Origin of the sequence: Gordonia sp. Z-3, assembly GCF_036233855.1 — a bacterium.
Classification (GTDB): Bacteria; Actinomycetota; Actinomycetes; order Mycobacteriales; family Mycobacteriaceae; genus Gordonia; species Gordonia tangerina.
This window is the reverse complement of the sequence record NZ_JAZARS010000015.1, coordinates 80,033-97,606: the sequence shown is the minus strand read 5'-3', so window position 1 is coordinate 97,606 and position 17,574 is coordinate 80,033. Positions and strand designations below refer to the sequence as shown.

General features: G+C 65.8%; 16 protein-coding genes. 8 read left to right on the top strand and 8 right to left on the bottom strand.

The window, feature by feature from the left end; genetic code table 11:
• Window positions 1–37 precede the first annotated feature (37 nt).
• Window positions 38–2,173, bottom strand: coding sequence for an acyltransferase family protein (locus VX037_RS17550; RefSeq protein ID WP_235721913.1), 2,136 nt, complete (start codon window positions 2,171–2,173; stop codon window positions 38–40).
• Between the two features lie 204 nt (window positions 2,174–2,377).
• Between VX037_RS17550 and VX037_RS17545 the strand changes: the two genes are divergently transcribed.
• The 3 genes from VX037_RS17545 (at window position 2,378) to VX037_RS17535 (ending at window position 4,350) form a co-directional block, all read left to right on the top strand.
• Complete coding sequence (locus VX037_RS17545) at window positions 2,378–2,593, top strand: hypothetical protein (RefSeq protein ID WP_235721914.1); 216 nt, start codon at window positions 2,378–2,380, stop codon at window positions 2,591–2,593.
• 128 nt (window positions 2,594–2,721) lie between these two features.
• On the top strand, window positions 2,722–3,786 hold the full coding sequence (locus VX037_RS17540) for a hypothetical protein (RefSeq protein ID WP_328715138.1): 1,065 nt from the start codon (window positions 2,722–2,724) through the stop codon (window positions 3,784–3,786).
• 123 nt (window positions 3,787–3,909) lie between these two features.
• Window positions 3,910–4,350, top strand: coding sequence for an anti-sigma factor (locus VX037_RS17535; RefSeq protein WP_235721916.1), 441 nt, complete (start codon window positions 3,910–3,912; stop codon window positions 4,348–4,350).
• A gap of 56 nt (window positions 4,351–4,406) precedes the next feature.
• Here VX037_RS17535 and VX037_RS17530 read toward each other — a convergent pair whose 3' ends face one another.
• Entirely contained in the window at window positions 4,407–4,808 is a 402-nt protein-coding gene (locus VX037_RS17530) for an STAS domain-containing protein (protein WP_235721917.1), read from the bottom strand.
• 382 nt (window positions 4,809–5,190) lie between these two features.
• On the opposite strand from VX037_RS17530, the gene VX037_RS17525 reads away from it, so the two are divergent.
• Window positions 5,191–5,958, top strand: coding sequence for a SigB/SigF/SigG family RNA polymerase sigma factor (locus VX037_RS17525; protein WP_328715182.1), 768 nt, complete (start codon window positions 5,191–5,193; stop codon window positions 5,956–5,958).
• Window positions 5,959–5,981: 23 nt separating this feature from the next.
• Here the strand turns inward: VX037_RS17525 and VX037_RS17520 are convergent, their stop codons facing one another.
• A complete protein-coding gene (locus VX037_RS17520; RefSeq protein WP_328715136.1) occupies window positions 5,982–7,160 on the bottom strand; it encodes a zinc-dependent alcohol dehydrogenase in 1,179 nt (392 codons plus the stop codon).
• Between the two features lie 207 nt (window positions 7,161–7,367).
• On the opposite strand from VX037_RS17520, the gene VX037_RS17515 reads away from it, so the two are divergent.
• The 3 genes from VX037_RS17515 to VX037_RS17505 all read left to right on the top strand — a co-directional run bounded on the left by VX037_RS17515 (window position 7,368) and on the right by VX037_RS17505 (window position 9,621).
• A complete protein-coding gene (locus VX037_RS17515; protein WP_235722018.1) occupies window positions 7,368–8,165 on the top strand; it encodes an SDR family oxidoreductase in 798 nt (265 codons plus the stop codon).
• Window positions 8,166–8,252: 87 nt separating this feature from the next.
• Window positions 8,253–8,642, top strand: coding sequence for a hypothetical protein (locus VX037_RS17510; protein WP_328715134.1), 390 nt, complete (start codon window positions 8,253–8,255; stop codon window positions 8,640–8,642).
• Window positions 8,643–8,685: 43 nt separating this feature from the next.
• The gene (locus VX037_RS17505; RefSeq protein WP_235721920.1) at window positions 8,686–9,621 is read left to right on the top strand and encodes an oxidoreductase; all 936 of its coding nucleotides are present in this window, start codon (window positions 8,686–8,688) and stop codon (window positions 9,619–9,621) included.
• Here VX037_RS17505 and VX037_RS17500 read toward each other — a convergent pair whose 3' ends face one another.
• Window positions 9,622–10,479 carry an MmyB family transcriptional regulator gene (locus tag VX037_RS17500; RefSeq protein WP_235721921.1) on the bottom strand — a complete coding sequence of 286 codons (858 nt, stop codon included), beginning with the start codon at window positions 10,477–10,479 and terminating at the stop codon, window positions 9,622–9,624.
• Window positions 10,480–10,650: 171 nt separating this feature from the next.
• Here VX037_RS17500 and VX037_RS17495 point away from each other — a divergent pair, with 171 nt between their 5' ends.
• A complete protein-coding gene (locus VX037_RS17495; RefSeq protein ID WP_235721922.1) occupies window positions 10,651–11,397 on the top strand; it encodes an SDR family oxidoreductase in 747 nt (248 codons plus the stop codon).
• Window positions 11,398–11,504: 107 nt separating this feature from the next.
• Here VX037_RS17495 and VX037_RS17490 read toward each other — a convergent pair whose 3' ends face one another.
• The 4 genes from VX037_RS17490 to VX037_RS17475 form a co-directional block, all read right to left on the bottom strand.
• The gene (locus VX037_RS17490; RefSeq protein WP_235721923.1) at window positions 11,505–13,160 is read right to left on the bottom strand and encodes a hypothetical protein; all 1,656 of its coding nucleotides are present in this window, start codon (window positions 13,158–13,160) and stop codon (window positions 11,505–11,507) included.
• A 259-nt stretch (window positions 13,161–13,419) separates the two neighbouring features.
• Window positions 13,420–13,761, bottom strand: coding sequence for a DUF1801 domain-containing protein (locus VX037_RS17485; RefSeq protein ID WP_235721924.1), 342 nt, complete (start codon window positions 13,759–13,761; stop codon window positions 13,420–13,422).
• Window positions 13,762–13,864: 103 nt separating this feature from the next.
• Complete coding sequence (locus tag VX037_RS17480) at window positions 13,865–15,667, bottom strand: thiamine pyrophosphate-requiring protein (RefSeq protein WP_235721925.1); 1,803 nt, start codon at window positions 15,665–15,667, stop codon at window positions 13,865–13,867.
• Between the two features lie 113 nt (window positions 15,668–15,780).
• Complete coding sequence (locus VX037_RS17475) at window positions 15,781–17,550, bottom strand: glycoside hydrolase family 15 protein (protein WP_235721926.1); 1,770 nt, start codon at window positions 17,548–17,550, stop codon at window positions 15,781–15,783.
• Window positions 17,551–17,574 lie beyond the last annotated feature (24 nt).

Below are 17,574 nucleotides of genomic sequence, written 5' to 3'. Positions count from 1 at the left end.
CCCGCGGGCTGCATCCCATTGTCGGTGGTGTCGCGTGTCACCACCACTGCAGCGCCGGGCCGAGGTCGGCGTCGAGCGCGGGGACGAGACTGCGCACGAATGTCGCCGACAGGTGGTGATAGTCATGCCAGAGCAGGATGTTGCCGACCACCGCCGGACAGTAGGTGGGGTCGCACATGGCGTCGGTGTAGTCGAGGAAACTCATGTTCGGGTAGTCGGCCGCGATCGCCTGGGCCGGGTCGGTGGGGGCGAGCGCCACTTCGCGCGCAACCCCGCACACCTCGGGTTTCTTGCCTTCGGCCAGACATTCCGGTGGTGTCAGCTTGCCGTGCGCCCATGGGTTGTCGCGCACGGCGACTACCCGCTGACCGCGGTCGCGGAACTCGGCGAAGATGTCCTTGTAGTCCTGCGGGACGAAGTCGCCGCGAGCCCCCTTGCCCTCCACCGGGCGGGTCGAGTTGGTGAACACCACGTCCGGTTTGTCGACGGCAAGGCGGTCCATCACGCGCCGCGACCAGTCGTTGCACTGGTAGTACTTCTGGCCGAACCAGATGAAGACGTGGCTGGTGGTGAGCGCGCAACCTACCTTGAGGTAGGTCGTCACCTTGAAGCCGCGTTGTTTGCCGACGGCGTCGAGCGCGGTGATCCAGTACTCGGCGTGTGAACCGCCGACGAGGGCGACGGTTCGGGTCGCGTTGGGGTCGCCGTAGACGCCGACCTTGATCGACGGGTCCTTCCATCCGGAAATCACCGAGTCGTAGGAGGTGATCGGCCAGTCTTTGTCGACGACCTCGGGGCTGGGCTGCGGATCGACCTTCGGCACCGCCGCGCCGTCGAGGAAGGCCCGGGCACCCGGGTAGAGCCGCGGGTCGAGGTTCTCGGTGTTGACCGTCGCGTTGGCCGCGTCGCGCTGCCAGACGACGGCGGTGGTGCCGGCGATCACGGTGGCGATGACGATCAGCGCGACCAGGCCGCGTCGGACGCCTCGGGAAATGCCGCTGGTGCGACCGGCCCGCAGCGGCGCTTCGATGAAACGGGTGGTGGCCCACGCCAGCACCACCGATACCGCGAGGATGCCGGTTCCCTCGAGCCAGTTCACGTCGTCCTGGTAACGCCAGCTCAAGTAGAAGATCAGCAGCGGCCAATGCCACAGGTAGAGGGCGTAGGCGATGGAGCCGAGCCACACCAGACGGGGGTGGGCCAGGCCGCGGCTGACCGCCCCCGGCGCCGAGGTCGCATCCGGCAACGTGGTCGCCGAACCGGTCCAGATCAGCAGCAGGGTGGCGCCCACCGGCACCAGTGCCATCGCGCCGGGATAGGCCTGCACGCCGGAGATCCACCAGCCGCAGGTGACGATCAGCCCCAGCGCGATGATGCCGAGCGCGTTGCGCAGCCACCCCGGCATCCGTACCCGCGGTATCCACACGGCGAGCAGGCCGCCGGCAAGGGGCTCCCACAGTCGGGCGACGGTGTCGTAGTAGTTGAACGGTTGGTTGATGCCGTGCCGGTAGTTGGCCCAGGCGAAGGACACCAGCGCCACGGCCAGCAGCGACCCGCCCACGACGGCTCGGATGGCCGTCGGGTTGGCGAATACGGTGAATCGGCGCGACAACGCCCGCAGCACCCCACCCAAGGCGAGTGCGCTCAGCAGCGTCAGTAGGAAGAACTGTCCCTGCATCGACATCGACCACAGGTGCTGCAATGGGCTGATCGCCGAATCGGCGGCCTGATAGTCCTGCGAATCGAACGCAAGATGCCAGTTCTGGTAGTACAGCGCGCTGGCCTGGATCTCTGAACCCAGCGGACCCCACCGGGTCTTCGGCATGATCAGCGCGATCATCGCGGTTACGAAGACCAACACCACCAGCAGCGCCGGCAGGAGTCGGCGCACCAGCCGCCACAACCGCGGCCACGGGTCGATCGCGCGGCGCCACGACACCGTCGCCGGCTGGGTGGCCACCACGTGTTTGAGCAGTGATGCGACAAAGAAGTAGCCCGACAGGGTCAGGAACACGTCGACGCCGCCGGACACGCGGCCGAACCACACGTGGAAGATGGCCACCAACGCGATCGCCACACCGCGCAGGCCGTCGAGGTCATGCCGATATCCCGAGGTGTTGCCGGTGGCGGCATCCTCGTTGGGGGTCCGGGTAGGGGTGACGGCCGTGCTCACAGCCAGGGATGTTACGGGGCGCGGCCGCCAGAACCCGCATTTGGCGGCGACACTCCCGGGCTGTTGTGGGTGGTCAGCGGCGTCATTCGCGACCAACCTCACAAACCGGTCACACCCCGGAGGGCTTCGCCTATGCGCAACGTTTCGTCGGTGCCGTCGACGGGGACTCTGGGCTCATCTGATTCCGACAGCAAGGGGCCTGACATGACCGACCCGGAATCGACCAACGGCGGGGGCGTCCCGGAGGGTCACGAGGAGCAGCCGGACCCGCGTTCGGCCCGCGAGACCGTGGACCGACTCGAGGAGGAAGTGGTCAATCCGCCCACCGAGGAGACGACCGTCGACCCCGAGGCCGCCACCGATTCCGAGACCGGTGACCCGGACAGTCCCGAGGCCGGCGATGCCGAGCCGCCGGACTGATCATCGGTCTGGAGTGAGGTGAACGTGTCGGATTTCGACACGTTCACCTCACTGTCCGATGTGGACGCCCGGCACCGCCGGTAGAGCATGTATCGAAAGCGCGTCTGGTGGGTACGCTCGCCCGCGATATGGACAAAGCACCCACACCACGACGCCCCGACGGACTGCGCATCGTGACCGAACCCGGCTTGCCTGCGGCCCTTGTCGACCACGCCGATCTGCGTATTCATCAAATCCTCGAGGACAGCGCCGTCACCTACCGCGAGTTCGCGGTCACCGAGCAGACATCTCTGCACATGTCGCCGCAGGGTGACCTCGATTCGGGCTGGGCCGGAGAAGCAGCAGGTGAATCCGATGCGGTGATCTTCGTGACCGAACTGCCGCGCGCGCAAGGGCGCGATGTGGTGGTCGTCGAGCTCGACCACACGCGGTCGGCGGCGGTGATCTGTACGCCGGCACTGGGCCTGTTGCCGTCGCGCGCCTTTGTCGCGTGCATTGAGGCGGTCCTCGCAAGGCTGGCCGGTGGACCGCGTGACGCTACCGGGCCGGTGGGTGGTCGCTGGCGCAGCGAGGACAACGGGGACACGGAGCTGTTGATCGCCCGCGGTATCTCGAGCCGGGTGCGGTTGATCTGCGGAATGATCCGCGGAAATCGACCCTGGCGGATGATTCCCACCCTGACCGGGATGACCGCAGCAGCAGCGGCGACGGCGTCATTCGGCGTCTTCTTCTCGTCGATCTGGTCGATGGCCAACGCGCTGAGCCCGGTACGTCTGAGCCTGATCAGCGTGCTGTCGATCGCCATGGCGTCGGTCTGGCTGATCGTCAACAATCGGCTCTGGGAAACCGCCGGGGTGATGCCCAGGTGGCGGCGTGTGCTGTACAACACCGCGACCATCGGTACGGTCGGATTCAGCGCCATGGTGCTCTACGTCGGATTGTTCGGCGCGACGTTCGTCGCCGCATTGGTGGTGATCGAGTCGGATTTCATGGGCCAGACGCTCGGGCAAGACGTCGGAATCCGCGAATACGCTTATCTGGCGTGGTTGGCGACATCGATGGGTATGGTCGCCGGCGGGTTGGGGTCCAGTACGGATAGCTATGACGACGTCCTGCGGGCCACCTACGGGCATCGTGAGCGCATCCGTCGTCAGCGCGCCGACGAACGGGAGCGACGCCGAGAGGAGTTGTGACGCCCTCGGCTGGTGACCCGCGGTACGCGCGCGGTTGAGGTTTTGGTTCCGCCGCCGAGGGGTAACAGTCGAGGGGTAACAATGGTTCGATTGCACCGAGACCGTCGTTTGAGGAGATTTCCAGTGGCCGACTTCGGAGGGATCACCGACGAGCACTCTGTGATCGACGTGATCACGGAGGCTGCTGCAGCCCCGGTGAAACTGTCGGTCGCCGCCGATGCCGATCGCTTGACGATCGTGCGGTCGGTGGTGGAACGGACCCTCTTCGTCGACGACTGGAACGTCGATGACGTGGCCGATGTGAAACTCGGCGTCGACGAGATCTGTTCGCAGCTGATCGCGGCCGCAGAACCCGGCAGCTGCATCGAGGTAGCGGTCGCGGCCGGCCCAGTCGGAGCGATCGTTCAGATCGACGGCTGGCCGGAGGGTGATTTCGAGGTCGACACCAACGGATTCGGTTGGCGCGTGGTGGAAACGGTCACCGACGCCCAATCCGTCGCTTATGTGGGGGACGGGCGTCGGCGTCAGGTCGTGGTGCGGGTGGCCAAGAGTCGTACGCCCTGACCACTGATCCGACCAACTTGGCCGACGCCGGGTTGGTCGGATCAATGATCGGGTGTCTACGCGCTCAGCGCGTTGCCCGCATCCTCCATTGTTTCGTACACGGCGATGAAGTCGGTCAGTCCGCACGCCTCGAGCGGACGCGCAACCACGCGTGGGCACACCATGGCCACCGGGATGTGCAGATCAGCTGCATCAGAGGCGAAACGCGCCAAGACCGGAAGGCCCGAGGCGCCGAAGAAACCGATTCCGGTCATGTCGAGCACCACGCATTCGGGGTCTCGGCTGATCACCCGGTCCAACGCTGCCGCGAAGTCGGCGGCGCTGTCCATGTCGATCTCACCGGAAAAGCGTTGCACACAAAAGGAATTGTCTGCCCGCAGGCCGGCGGTTGAAGTGCGGTGACGCGACTCTGCGGCGGTGTGCGACGGCTGGAAGGTGGTTTGAGTGTCGAGGTTCATCGAGCACGCCCGTTCATATCGGGATGAGCGCGAGCGACCCGGCATCGACAAGGTCGTTCGCCTGCAGCTTTTCACTGAACCGCTTCGTCTACCGTACGGCGACGACGTCTGCGCAGCAACCCGTGTTTCCAAACGGTTCGCGCGGGGTAGTCGATAGTGTCTCAATCGTCGATACGCCACAGTCGACACCCAAAGCCACGCAGATCGGAGGGCTCGCTTGCAGTCGTCGCCATCGGCCGAACAGGGGTCGGCCGTGCACTCGGAATCGGAAGGTGATTCCGTGTCCGAGACCGTCGGCAACGCACTCGACGACAGTTCATCTGCGCCCCGTCGGAGCTCGACAAACGACGATTACGCCGATGTGCCGGGATCTTTGCAGCGCATGCACGAGCAGTCCGATGACGAGCAGCGGGCAGCGCTGCGCGCGCAGATCGTCGAGCGATGTCTGCCCCTGGCCGAGCACGTCGCCCGTCGCTTCAGTGACCGCGGCGAAGCGTTCGAGGACCTGTTGCAGGTGGCGCGTGTGGGTGTGGTCAACGCCGTGGATCGGTTCGATGCGGATCGGGGCAACAGCTTCCTGTCTTTCGCCGTGCCCACGGTGATGGGTGAGGTTCGGCGGCACTTCCGCGACACCATGTGGTCGATGCGGGTGCCGCGACGGGCCAAGGAGACGTCGCTGCGCATAGGGCGGGCCAGCGACGAACTCGTACAGCAACTGGGTCGGTCGCCGCGGCCGACAGAACTGGCTGCGCATCTGGACATGCCGGTCGATGAGGTCATCGACGGGCTGATGGCGCGCTCGGCCTACAACGCCATGTCCATCGACGCCGAGCCGGAGGGCGACGACGACAGTCGTTCCATCCGGGACACACTGGGTGAGGAGGACGAGCGCTTCGACCAGGTGGAAGAGTTCGTGATGCTGCGCCCGGCGCTGGAGAAGCTACCGGAGCGGGAGCGAGAGATACTGTCACTGCGGTTCTTTCACTCCATGTCCCAAAGTGAGATCGCTGCCAAGGTGGGGATCTCCCAGATGCATGTGTCGCGGTTGCTTTCGCGCACGTTGACCCAACTGCGCGCGGAGATGGCGCCGAAGGGCGCCGCGGCGGACCCCAATGGCGAGGCAGCCGCCGCGGCAGCGACCGAGGCGTGAGCCGACGATCCCTCCGGGGACGATCAGGGCTTGAGGATCACCTTGACCGCTCCATCGGCCTTGCGCTGGAAGATGTCGTAGGCATGCGGCGCATCCTCCAACGGCAACTCGTGTGACGCAAAGGAATCCACCCCCAGTGGATCGTCGTCGCCGAGCAATGGCATGATGGACGGCACCCACTTCTTCACGTTCGCCTGGCCCATCCGGATCTGTATCTGCTTGTCGAACAACGTCATCAATGGTAGCGGGTCGGCCGTGCCGCCGTACACGCCGATCAGCGACAATGTCCCACCGCGACGGACGATGTCGATCGCGGAGTAGAGCGCGGACAGCCGGTCGAGGCCGGCATGCTGCATCAGCGGTTCGGCAACGGCGTCGGGCATGGCGCCGACGATCCGCTGCATCATCTTGTTGACCGGCGAACCGTGGGCTTCCATGCCGACCGCGTCGATGACGGCATCGGTGCCGCGCCCCTGGGTGCGCTCGCGGATCTCGCTGCCGAGGTCGTCGACCCGATCGAGGTCGATCGTAGTGATGCCACGAGATTCGGCCCGTGCCAACCGTTCCGGTACTCGATCGACAGCGAACACCTGTGCTCCGCGGTGCTGGGCGATACGCGCGGCCATGTCCCCGATCGGCCCGAGGCCGAGGACGGTGACCGACCCACCCGGCGGGATGTCGGCGTACTCGACTGCCTGCCAGGCGGTGGGCAGCACATCCGACAGGTAGACGTAGCGCGAATCGGGGGCATCGCCGGGCACCTTGATATGAGTGAACTGCGCCTGAGGTACCCGAAGATACTCCGCCTGACCACCAGGCACGGATCCGTAGAGCTCCGAGTAGCCGAACAGGGCCGCGCCGCTGCCCTGTTCACGCACCTGCGTCGTCTCGCACTGGGTGTACAGGTCCTGAGAGCACATATAGCAACTGCCACAGGAGATCTGGAATGGGATCACCACCCGGTCGCCGACGCTCAGATCGCCGACATCGCTGCCGACTTCCTCCACGATGCCCATGGGTTCGTGGCCGAGAATGTCGCCGGGATTCATGAACGCGCCCAGGACCTCGTAGAGATGGAGATCGGAGCCGCAGATATTGGTCGAGCTCACCTTGATGATGGCATCGGAGGGTTCCTCGATCTTCGGATCGGGAACGGTGTCCACACTGACATTTCGCTTGCCCTGCCATGTGACTGCGCGCATCGCGTCACTCCTGTCTCCGGTCCGCGCTGCGGAGCCCGGTCGATGTCGGTTCGTGGTGAGAGTGCCCACCAGATGGTGGGGGCAAACGCTTCTCGGTCACGTGTCGCAGCGGTTTGTGCCCGCCGCGGCGCGGGTAAGCGTTGAAGCGTGAGTAGCGAGAAACCACACGCAGAGAAAACAATCGAGTATCCCGGTCGAACGCAGGAGATGCCCGATCAGCCGCACGACGAGATGCGTGCGTATCGTGGTCGCGACCTGCTGGCGGGAAAGGTTGCCCTGGTGACCGGTGGGGATTCGGGGATCGGCCGAGCAGTGGCGGTGGCCTTCGCGAAGGAGGGGGCCGACGTGGCGATCGCCTACTTGACCGAGACCGACGACGCGCGCCATACCGTGGAGCTGATCGAGGCAGAAGGGCGTAGTGCGCGTTCATTTGTCGGTGACCTGGCGGATCCGGAGCACTGCGCCGATGTGGTCGCCCGGACCGCCGACGAGCTGGGAGGTCTCGACGTGCTCGTCAACAACGTGGCGTTCCAGAGCCCGGTCGACGATTTCATGGAACTGACGCCGAGTCAGTGGCGTCGGACGTTCGACGTGAACATCGACAGCTTCTTCCACACCATCCGCGCCGCGGTTCCGCATCTCACCGGCGGCGGGGCCATCATCAACACCGGATCGATCAACGGTCTGCGTGGCAACAAGCAACTCATCGACTACTCGGCCACCAAGGGCGCTGTCACCGCGTTGACCTATTCGCTGGCGCAATCGCTGCTCGAGCGCGGAATCCGGGTCAACTGCGTCGCACCCGGCCCGGTGTGGACGCCGTTGATTCCGGCGACTCTGCCCGCCGATCAGGTTGGCGAGTTCGGCCGTCAGGTGCCCTACGGACGAGCGGCGCAGCCGGATGAGATCGCGCCGTCGTACGTGTTCTTTGCTGCAGAGCAACTGTCGTCGTACTACAGCGGCGAGGTCTTGGCCCCGATCGGCGGTGAGACGCTTCCGGGGTGAGCGCCGCGATGCGTTTGTCGTGGCCGAGCAGCGGGTACGGCTGTGTAACTGTCCATCACAGAAGCCAACATGTGGAACTGATCGACCATGGAAATCACTGGTGATGTCTCGGTCCAGGTCACGGTGCCGGCAGTGGCCGAGCAGGTCGGTCTGGTCCGGCATGCGATCTCCGGTGTACTCACCGATTCGGCCGTACCCGACAGTACCGCCCTGGACGTGCTGCTGGCTCTGGACGCGATGTGCAGCGTGGTCATCGCGTCCTCGGGCGAATCCCGTCGGCTGAGATGCGTCTGCACGGTGGGTGATGACTGTGCGGAACTGCAGGTGACCGGTCACCTCCTCGGTGATGTCGCTTTGGTGCGCCGCGGATACGCGTGGCGTCTGCTCGACCGCACCGTCGAGGGCCTCATGGTGGCGACGCACGATGACGGCGTGGTGCAGCTGTCCGGACGCAAGGCCTATCGCTCGAACCGGTGACGGCTCGGTATCGTGAACCATCCGTCGATATCAGGGGTGGAGCATGGCCAGGAGTGGATGGGGACCGGCTCAGGCGCCGCGGCTGGACGGTCGCGTGGCGGTGGTGACCGGTGCCAACTCCGGGATCGGCCTGGAGACCGCCAGACATCTGGCCCGTCTGGGTGCCCGCGTTGTGATGGCCTGCCGCAACGTCGACAGCGCAGACGCCGCACGGTCCGACGTGCTGGCCACGGTTCCGGATGCGAATGTGCACGTGGTGCAGACCGACCTCAGCGAACTCGGATCAATACGCAAAGCGGCACATCAGATCGAGCTCGACCATCCCGTGGTGGACGTGTTGATCAACAACGCCGGCGTGATGGCCGGCCGGCGGGAATTGACCGCCGACGGTTTCGAGATGGACTTCGGCACCAACTTTCTGGGGCACTTCGCGCTGACGGGCCTGTTGTTCGAACGTCTGCTGGCCGCCGATGCCGGTCGGGTGGTGACGGTGGGCAGCAACGCCCACCGGGGCGGCACGGTGGATTTCGACGATCTGACCCTGGCCCGGAACTTCAGCACCTCGCGTGCGTATCAGCGAGCGAAGTTCGCCCAGCTGGTCTTCGCCGTCCAGTTGCAGCGTCGACTGACCGCGACCGGTCACACAACTCCGATCTCGGTGGCCGCCCACCCGGGCGCCACGCACAGCGGCGTCATGCGTGACTCCGGCCGGGTGCTGAGCTGGCTGTTCACCACACCGTCGCTGCATCGGGTACGCAGCACCTTCATCATGGAGGCACCTGACGGCGCTCTGCCGTCACTACGGGCGGCCACCGATTCGGAGGTCACCGGCGGACAGTACTTCGGCCCATCGGGTGTGATGGAATTCAGCGGGCCACCGGTGCTGGTGCGACCGAGCCCACGTGTGCAGGACCCAGCCCTGGGACGACGGCTGTGGGAGGTCGCCGAAGCGCTGACCGGTGTGCGCTACCCCTTCTGATCAGACGCTCACGGCGCTGAGCATCGCCAGCTTCTCGTGGTCGTCGCTTCCCGGGGTCGCCGTGTACACCAGCAGCACCTGCGCCGTATCCGGGTCGAGCAACGTCTGGCAGAACACCTCGATCACACCGAGCTCCGGGTGGAGTAGCCGTTTGCGCTCATCGGTGAGTCGGGCACCGACATCGTGGCGATGCCACAACTCGGCGAAGGACGGACTGATCGGCAGCAGTGCCTCGGCGATCTCCGCGGCGCGTGAGTCCGGTCCTTCGCGGGTTGCCGCCACGCGCAGACGACCGGTGTGTGCGCGAGCGTGATGATCGTGGTCCTCGGCCGGGAAACGGTCTCGGGTCGCCGGATCGGTGAACCACCGATAGGCGATGCTGCGGTCGAGTCCCCGGAACGCCATGTCGTCGCCGACGAGTGCGGCCGCCGGGCCGGTCTGGAACAGCGTCTCCCCGGCGCTGTTGACCACCATTGCCGGGGTGTCGGCGAGGCGGTCGACGATCCGCATCATGCCCGGCCCGATGTGGTCGATCCGTGCGCGCCGGACGGGGCTGTGCTGGCCCGCGAGCTCGAACAGATGATCCCGTTCGTCCAGCGAGAGATGCAGGGCGCGAGCCAGCGCGGCCAGCATCTGTTCGGACGGATGCGGTCCACGCTGCTGTTCGAGGCGGGTGTAGTAGTCGGTCGACATTCCGACCAGCATCGCCACTTCTTCGCGGCGTAGTCCGCGGGTGCGGCGCCGCGCGCCTACGGGCAGACCGACGTCGGCCGGTTGCAGGGCCTCGCGCCTGCGGCGGAGAAACCCGGCGAGTCCCGCCCGATCCATCGCCATCGGTGGCTCCTCTCCTGCGGTCATTCGTCGATCGCATCGTCGACATCCACTGTGGCTTATCGGCAGCCCGTCATCCAGGGATCGGCGATCCCCCGATCGGTGCGTCCTTGTTGTCACCGGCGACTCGGATTGGACTGGATCCCATCGATCGATGCACTGGCATCGATCGGGAACCGACAACGCAGGAGACGAGATATGCGCATCCACGACAACACCATCTTCATCCCGGGCGCCACCTCCGGTATCGGCCTGGCACTGGCGGTTCGGCTGCACCACGAGGGCAACCATGTGATCGTCGGTGGCCGACGCACCGAACTGCTCGCGCAGGTCGCACAGGAGTATCCCGGCATCGACACAGTTCGGATCGACGTGGCGGATGCCGCTGACGTAGATCGCGCCGCAACCGAGGTGCTCGAACGGTTCGGCGGTGTGAACGTGCTGATCACCATGGCGGGTCTGATGCGTGCCGAGAACCTTCGCGACCGCGACTTCCTGCCGACAGCGGTCACCGAAGTGCAGACCAACATCCTCGGCCCGCTGCGCCTGATTGCCGCCTTTATGGAACACCTTGTGGCGCAACCGCAGGCAACCATCATCACGGTGTCGTCGGGGCTGGCGTTCACACCGATGGCCACCACGCCCACCTACAGCGCCACCAAGGCTGCGATCCACTCCTTCACCGACAGCCTGCGCCTGCAACTCGCCGACACCGGTGTGGAGGTGCTCGAACTCGCACCGCCGGCGGTGCAGACCGATCTGATGCCCGGTCAGGCCGACGCCGAGTGGGCGATGCCCCTCGACGACTTCGTCGACGAGGTCATGTCGCTGCTGCCTTCCGCGACGCGCGAGATCCTGGTCGAGAATGTGAAGCCGCTCCGCTTCGCCGAGTCGGCAGGTAACCGCGACGACCTGATGGCGGCCCTGGCACATCAGGCCCACTGAAACACGCTGCAGATCACCGGGAGACATGACTCAACGACCGGCCAGGAAGGTCGGTTGTGGAGCGTCACGCACGGGTGCGGGGCGGGCCTTGCCGAGGCCCCTGCAGGCTAGGGGTGTCGGCAGCGGTAGTCGCGGTAGCGGACGATGCGGTGGGCGCGTGGGGTGCCCGCGCAGCGGGATTCGAGCACTGCAGGTGTCGGTGGGAGGACGGCAGGTGTGGACTCGTTCCAACGCACCCGCCGCACGTCGACTGGGCGTCGTTTCTCGTTGAGTGGGCGTCGTTTCCCGTCGAGTGGGTGCTGTTTTCCGTTGACTGGGTGCTGTTTTGCGTCGAGTGGGCTTTGGTGGCCTGATCTTTCGTTGTCGACTGTGCGTTCGGCGGCGTGGTGGTGTGCGAGTGGGTCGGCCTCGGTGGGGTTATGTGCAGACCCTACGTGGTCGGGGCCGGTGTGTGACGATGCGCGCTCGTCGGGGGTGGGCGCGTCGCAGCGTGCGGTCCAGGGTCGGGTCGATTCGCTACCGTCGCCGGGGTCGTCGGATGTCGGGTCGGGGGTGGTTTCGGCGGTATGTGACTGTGCAGCAGAAGGTTCGACAGTGGTGGTGTCGGGCTCTGCGGGTTCGGCGGAGTCCGTGCTGTCGGCGGTGTGCGTGGCCGTGGTCTCGGGTGTGACCTTGTCGTCGTCGTCGACCGCCACCGACGGGGTCGCGTCGTCGACCGCTACCGGCGGGGTCGTGTCGGCGGTCTGCTTGCGGGTGCGGGCGGTGCAGGTGTCGTAGCCGCATTCGCAGTGCAGGTGGGTGTCGGGGACGCTGTGGATTTCGGCGAGGGCGATGGCGCGTCGGTGTCCGACGCGGCGGGGGTCGCGGCGGCAGACGCGTTCGGCGATGAGGTCGGCGATGCGGTGTTGGAGGTGGATGGCGTGTTCGGCGCTCAGGCAGGCCGACATTTGCATGTGGCCGAAGGCTTCTTTGGCGAAGGTGACGTTCTGGAAGGCTTGGGCGACGTCTTCGCGGGCTTGGGCGTGCGCGTCGGGGTCCAGGCTGATCAGTGCGCTGTCGAGTTCGTCGCGCAGCACGGTGTCGGGGGTGGGCCGGTAGGCCAGTTCCAGGGCGATGTCTTCGAAATCGACGGGCGCCTGCGCTGGGTCCTCGGGTGCGTGGTCCTCGACTGCATCGCCTGTATCCGGGTCGTCGTCGGTGCACGCGTCGTTGTCGGCGCTCGCGTCTGCGTCAACGCTTGCGTCACTGTCGGCGCACGCGTCTGCGTCTGGGGTGGGTTCCTCGATTGGGATGTCGGGTCGGGGACCGAGCGCTTCGTCGAGGATGTCGTTGAGGCGTGGTCGCAGGTTGCCTTTCGGGGCGGTCTGCGAGCTGGTGGCCAGTTCGGTGACGCGGTGGGTGCTGAAGTCGCCGGCGAGGTAGGCCAACCGGATTTTGGGCAGGTCGGCCAGCATGTGTGCCAGCGACGCCCATTCGCCGGCTTTGCCGCGGGTGATGCCCAGTTGCAGGGAGATCTCGCCGATGGCGAATTTGTGGGCTTTGGTGTGGGAGCCGGAGTTGGCGTGTGGGCCTTGTCCGTTCATGCGGTCGTTGTAGGCGCGGTCGCCGATCATGCCGGCACCGAGCACGGTGCGGGCCTCGGATTGGCGGCTCAAGCGCAGCGTGTCGCGCACACCCTCGGCGTAGGCCATCTGTTCGGCGACACCATCGAGCGGCGCCGACAACACGGTGTCATCGGCGTCGTGATCGGTGAAGGAGAACACCAGAAGACCCTTCTTTTGAGACGGCGGCGGCCAACGAATCAGGAACTACCATCAGGCTAACGATGGGGTCCGACAACAACGGTCGAGCAGCATCGGAGGATGCGGCACAGGCGCGGCGTCGACGAACAGATTCAGAGTATCGAGGGGGTACGACAACAACCGATCGACGATCGGCACACTGAGGCAACGCATGAGAGCAGGGTAGGGATTACCCCCGACAAGGTCCCGCTGCGTGGCGTGCGCCGGTCGACCTCCGCGGCTACTTCCGGTTGAATGCCACTGCGGCACGGATCAAGTCGGCAAAAGCGTCATCGTCCACGGAGTCGGACTCTCTGATGTCGACGGCGCGGCGCGTACCGGCAGTCAGGCTGGCGTTGAAGACGCCGGCCGGATCGGGTAGTGAGGCGCCCTGGGCGAAGGTGACCTTGATCTTGTCCTTGTAGGTCTCCAGCGTGCACACCAGCCCGTCCAGCGAGAAGGTCGGCACCCCGCCCGGGTTGGACGGCTTGCGCCACTTGATCTCTTCGGTGATGTCGGGTTCGGCCTGGACGATGAGTGTCCGAATCTGCTGGGCACGCGTGTCACGCCAGTCGGTCGTCATCCGATCACAGTACTCGGCGGGGTGACCCGGTCCTGGCCGTTCGGCCGCAATCCGAGCAGCGACCGCACGCCCGATCGGACGTGCGGTCGCTGAGGGAATCCCTTCACCTACTGACGTCTCCCTTGGTTCCCGGCAGATACTGTTGCACCTTCTGTTTGGCGCCTTCGCGGATGATGCCCCAGGCGTCTTCGTCGCCCTTGACCAGTGCGGTGCTCAGCGACATCGCCTGCTCGAGCGTGGCGTGCGGCGGAATGGGCGGGATATCCGGATCGCACCGCACATCAAGGAGCGTGGGCCGGTCGGCCGACAGTGCGTGGTCCCAGGCGTCCCCGAGTTGGTCGGTCTCGTCGACGTTGATGCCGTGTAGCCCGATGCTGCGCCCGAAAGCTGCGTAGTCCATCTCGGGGAGATCCTGGGAAGCAGCAAATTTGGGCGAACTGGACATGGCACGCTGTTCCCAGGTGACCTGGTTGAGGTCGTTGTTGTGCAACACGACCACGATGAGGCGCGGATCGGCCCACTGCCGCCAATAGCGTGCGACGGTGAGCATCTCGGCCAATCCGTTCATCTGCATCGCACCGTCACCCTCGAAGGCGATTGACGGCCGGTCTGGGTGTGCCCACTTGGCGCCGATCACGTATGGCACGGCGGGGCCCATGGTGGCGAGGGTGCCCGACAGTGAGCCGCGCATCTCGTCGCGAAAAACAATGTGACGGGCGTACCAGTTGGCTGCGCTCCCCGAGTCGGCGGCGATGATGGCATTCGACGGTGCGCGCTCGGAGAACTCGTGGAAGATCCGCATCGGGTTGATCGGGTGCGCATCGGTCATCGCCTGGCGTTGCGCGGTCTTGTGCCAGCGCGCCACATTCGTTTCCACCGACTCGCGCCAGGAGCGGTCCTGCTTGTACTCGAGTTTGGGAATAAGTTGCTGCAGCGTGCGTTTGGCGTCGCCGACGAGGTTGACCTCGTTCGGGTAGCGCATGCCGATCCACTTGCCGGACCGGTCGATCTGCACGCCGCGCGCCTGGTCGAGTTGCGGGAGGAACTGGGTGTAGGGAAAGTTCGACCCGACGGTCAGCAGGGTGTCGCAGTCACGCATCAGGTGATAGCTCGCGGTGGTGCCGAGCAGTCCGATGGAGCCGGTCACCCACGGGAGCGTGTCGGGCAGGACATCGCGGCCCAGCAACGCTTTGGCGCACCCGGCCCCGAGTTTGTCTGCCACCTCGGTCAGTTCGTCGACGCATCCCCGCGCGCCCTGGCCCACCAACATCGCGACCGTCCCGCCCGCATTGAGGACGTCGGCAGCCCGCGCGACCCCAGCCGGATCGGGGTCCGGCGTGGCCTCCTCGATCCCGAGGCTCGACGGCACCTGCTTGAACTCGTGTTGTGGCGGCGAATAGTCGAGTTCGAAGACATCCGACGGGAAGATGAGCGCAGTGGGCGCCCGTTCGGTCATCGCGATCCGGAAGGCCCGGTCGATCAGATTGGGGATCTGCTCGGGCACCGTGCACATCTGCACGTAGTCGCTGCACACGTCCTTGTACAGCGAGAGCATGTCGATCTCCTGCTGATACGAACCACCCATCGCCGACCGCTCGGTCTGCCCGACGATCGCCACGACCGGCACGTGATCGAGTTTCGCGTCGTAGAGACCGTTGAGCAGGTGAATCCCGCCGGGGCCGCTGGTGGCCGCGCACACCCCGACGCGACCGGAGAACTTCGCGAATCCGACTGCTTGGAAAGCGCTCATCTCCTCGTGCCGGGACTGCACGAACTGTGGATCGTCGTCGGCGTCAACCCACGCAGCGAGGAGGCCGTTGATCCCGTCACCGGGATAACCGAAGACCTGCTTGACATCCCACTCACGCAACCTCGACAGAACGACGTCGGCGACCGTGTCACCCATGAAATCTCCTACGCATCTCGTGATTCGTGGTCGCCCTTCGACTACCCGGTCGAGACGGTTTTGACACCTACGGAAATGAGATCCGCGCAGACGTTATCCAGTTCGGGCGGTTCCTATCCGTCGCGCAGCGCGTCTGCCGCCCGCACGAACGCGAGATGCGACAACGCCTGCGGGGTGTTGCCCGCTTGGCGCTGTTCGTCGACGTTGTACTCCTCGGAGAACAGGCCGACGTCGTTGGCGGTGGCCAGCGCGGACTTCATCAGTGCGGTGGCGTCGTCGTGGCGCCCGCTGCGGGCATATTGGGTGACCAGCCAGAAAGTGCAGGCCAGGAAGGGATGCTCGTCGCCGGCCAGGCCGTCCACGCCTGTGCTTGTGCGGTAGCGCAGCACCAGGCCACCACGGAGCAGCGTGCGTTCGATGTGCTCCACGGTCGCCACCATCCGCGGATCATCCGGCGCACAGAAACCGACTTGCGGCAGCAGGAGCAACGAGGCGTCGACCTCGTCGGTACCCGCGTACTGCACGAACCGACCGGAGGCGGGATCGACGCATTCGGTGTCGATCTCGTGACGGAGCCGGTCTCGCAGCTCGCGCCAGTGATCGACCGAACCGTCGAGCCCGTAACGCTCCACCGCGCGGACACCCCGGTCGAACGCGGCCCACTTCATCACCCGGGACTGGGTGAACATCCTTGGCTCACCACGCATCTCCCAGATTCCGTTGTCGAGCCACTCGAGTTTGGCCTCCACCTGTTCGAGCAATGCCTTCTGCAGCGACCACGACAGCGGCGTCTCCGCCAGGCCGGCGGCGCGTGCGTCGTCGAGGCCCACCATCACCTCGCCGATCACATCGCCCTGATACTGATCGACCGCACCGTTGCCGATGCGCACGGGCGCCGAGTTCTCATAGCCGGGCAGCTGCGGCAGCTCGCGTTCGAGCAGATCCCGTTCGCCCGCAATGCCGTACATGATCTGGATGTCCTCGGTGTCGCCGGCGATGGCACGCATCAGCCACATCCGCCAGTGCTCGGCCACGTGCAGGAAGCCGTGATTCACCAGCGCTTCCAACGTCAGCGACGCATCACGCAGCCACACGTAGCGGTAGTCCCAGTTGCGGGCGCCGCCGAACTGCTCGGGAAGCGATGTGGTGGCCGCCGCGACGATCCCGCCAGTATCCAGATTGCTCAAGGCGCGCAGGGTGATCAGCGATCGGATCACCTGGTCGTGATACGGCCCGCTGTGGTCGATCCGACTCGCCCAGGTGGTCCACCAGTCGCGGGTGCGGGCCAGCGCGTCGTCGACAGGCAACGGTCCCGGTTCCTGGCGGTGCGAGTGATACCAGGTCAGCGTGAGATCCACGGTGACGTCGGGCTCCACCGTGAAGAACCCGCGATGAACGTCGCCGTCGGCATGCAGCGGTACACCCCGGACAACGCAGGCGTCCGGACCCGCGATGCCGCGCAGAGCCGGCCCACCGGTGTCGCCGACCTGCGACACCCACGGGATCGATCTCGCGTAGTCGAACCGCATCCGCAACTCGGTTTCGAAATCGACGTATCCCGACAGTCCGACGACCCGGCGGACCAGGTCGACCCGGCCGCCGTCGACCGGCATGAACTCGTGGACCTCGGCGGTGCCGGTGGACGTCACCCACCGCGTGACCAGGATCAGCGTGTCGTCGTCGTAGCGCCGGGTCATCCGGGCGTCGGGATCACGGGCAGCCAATCGCCACTGGCCGTGCTCCACCGAGCCGAGCAGGGCGGCGAAGATCGACGCCGAGTCGAATCGGGGGACGCACAGCCAGTCGATGCTGCCGTCCGCGGAGATCAGCGCGGCAGTCCGGCAATCGCCCACCATTGCGTAATCCTCGATGCGTGCACCCATGATCTCGATTGTCCTCATCGGTGA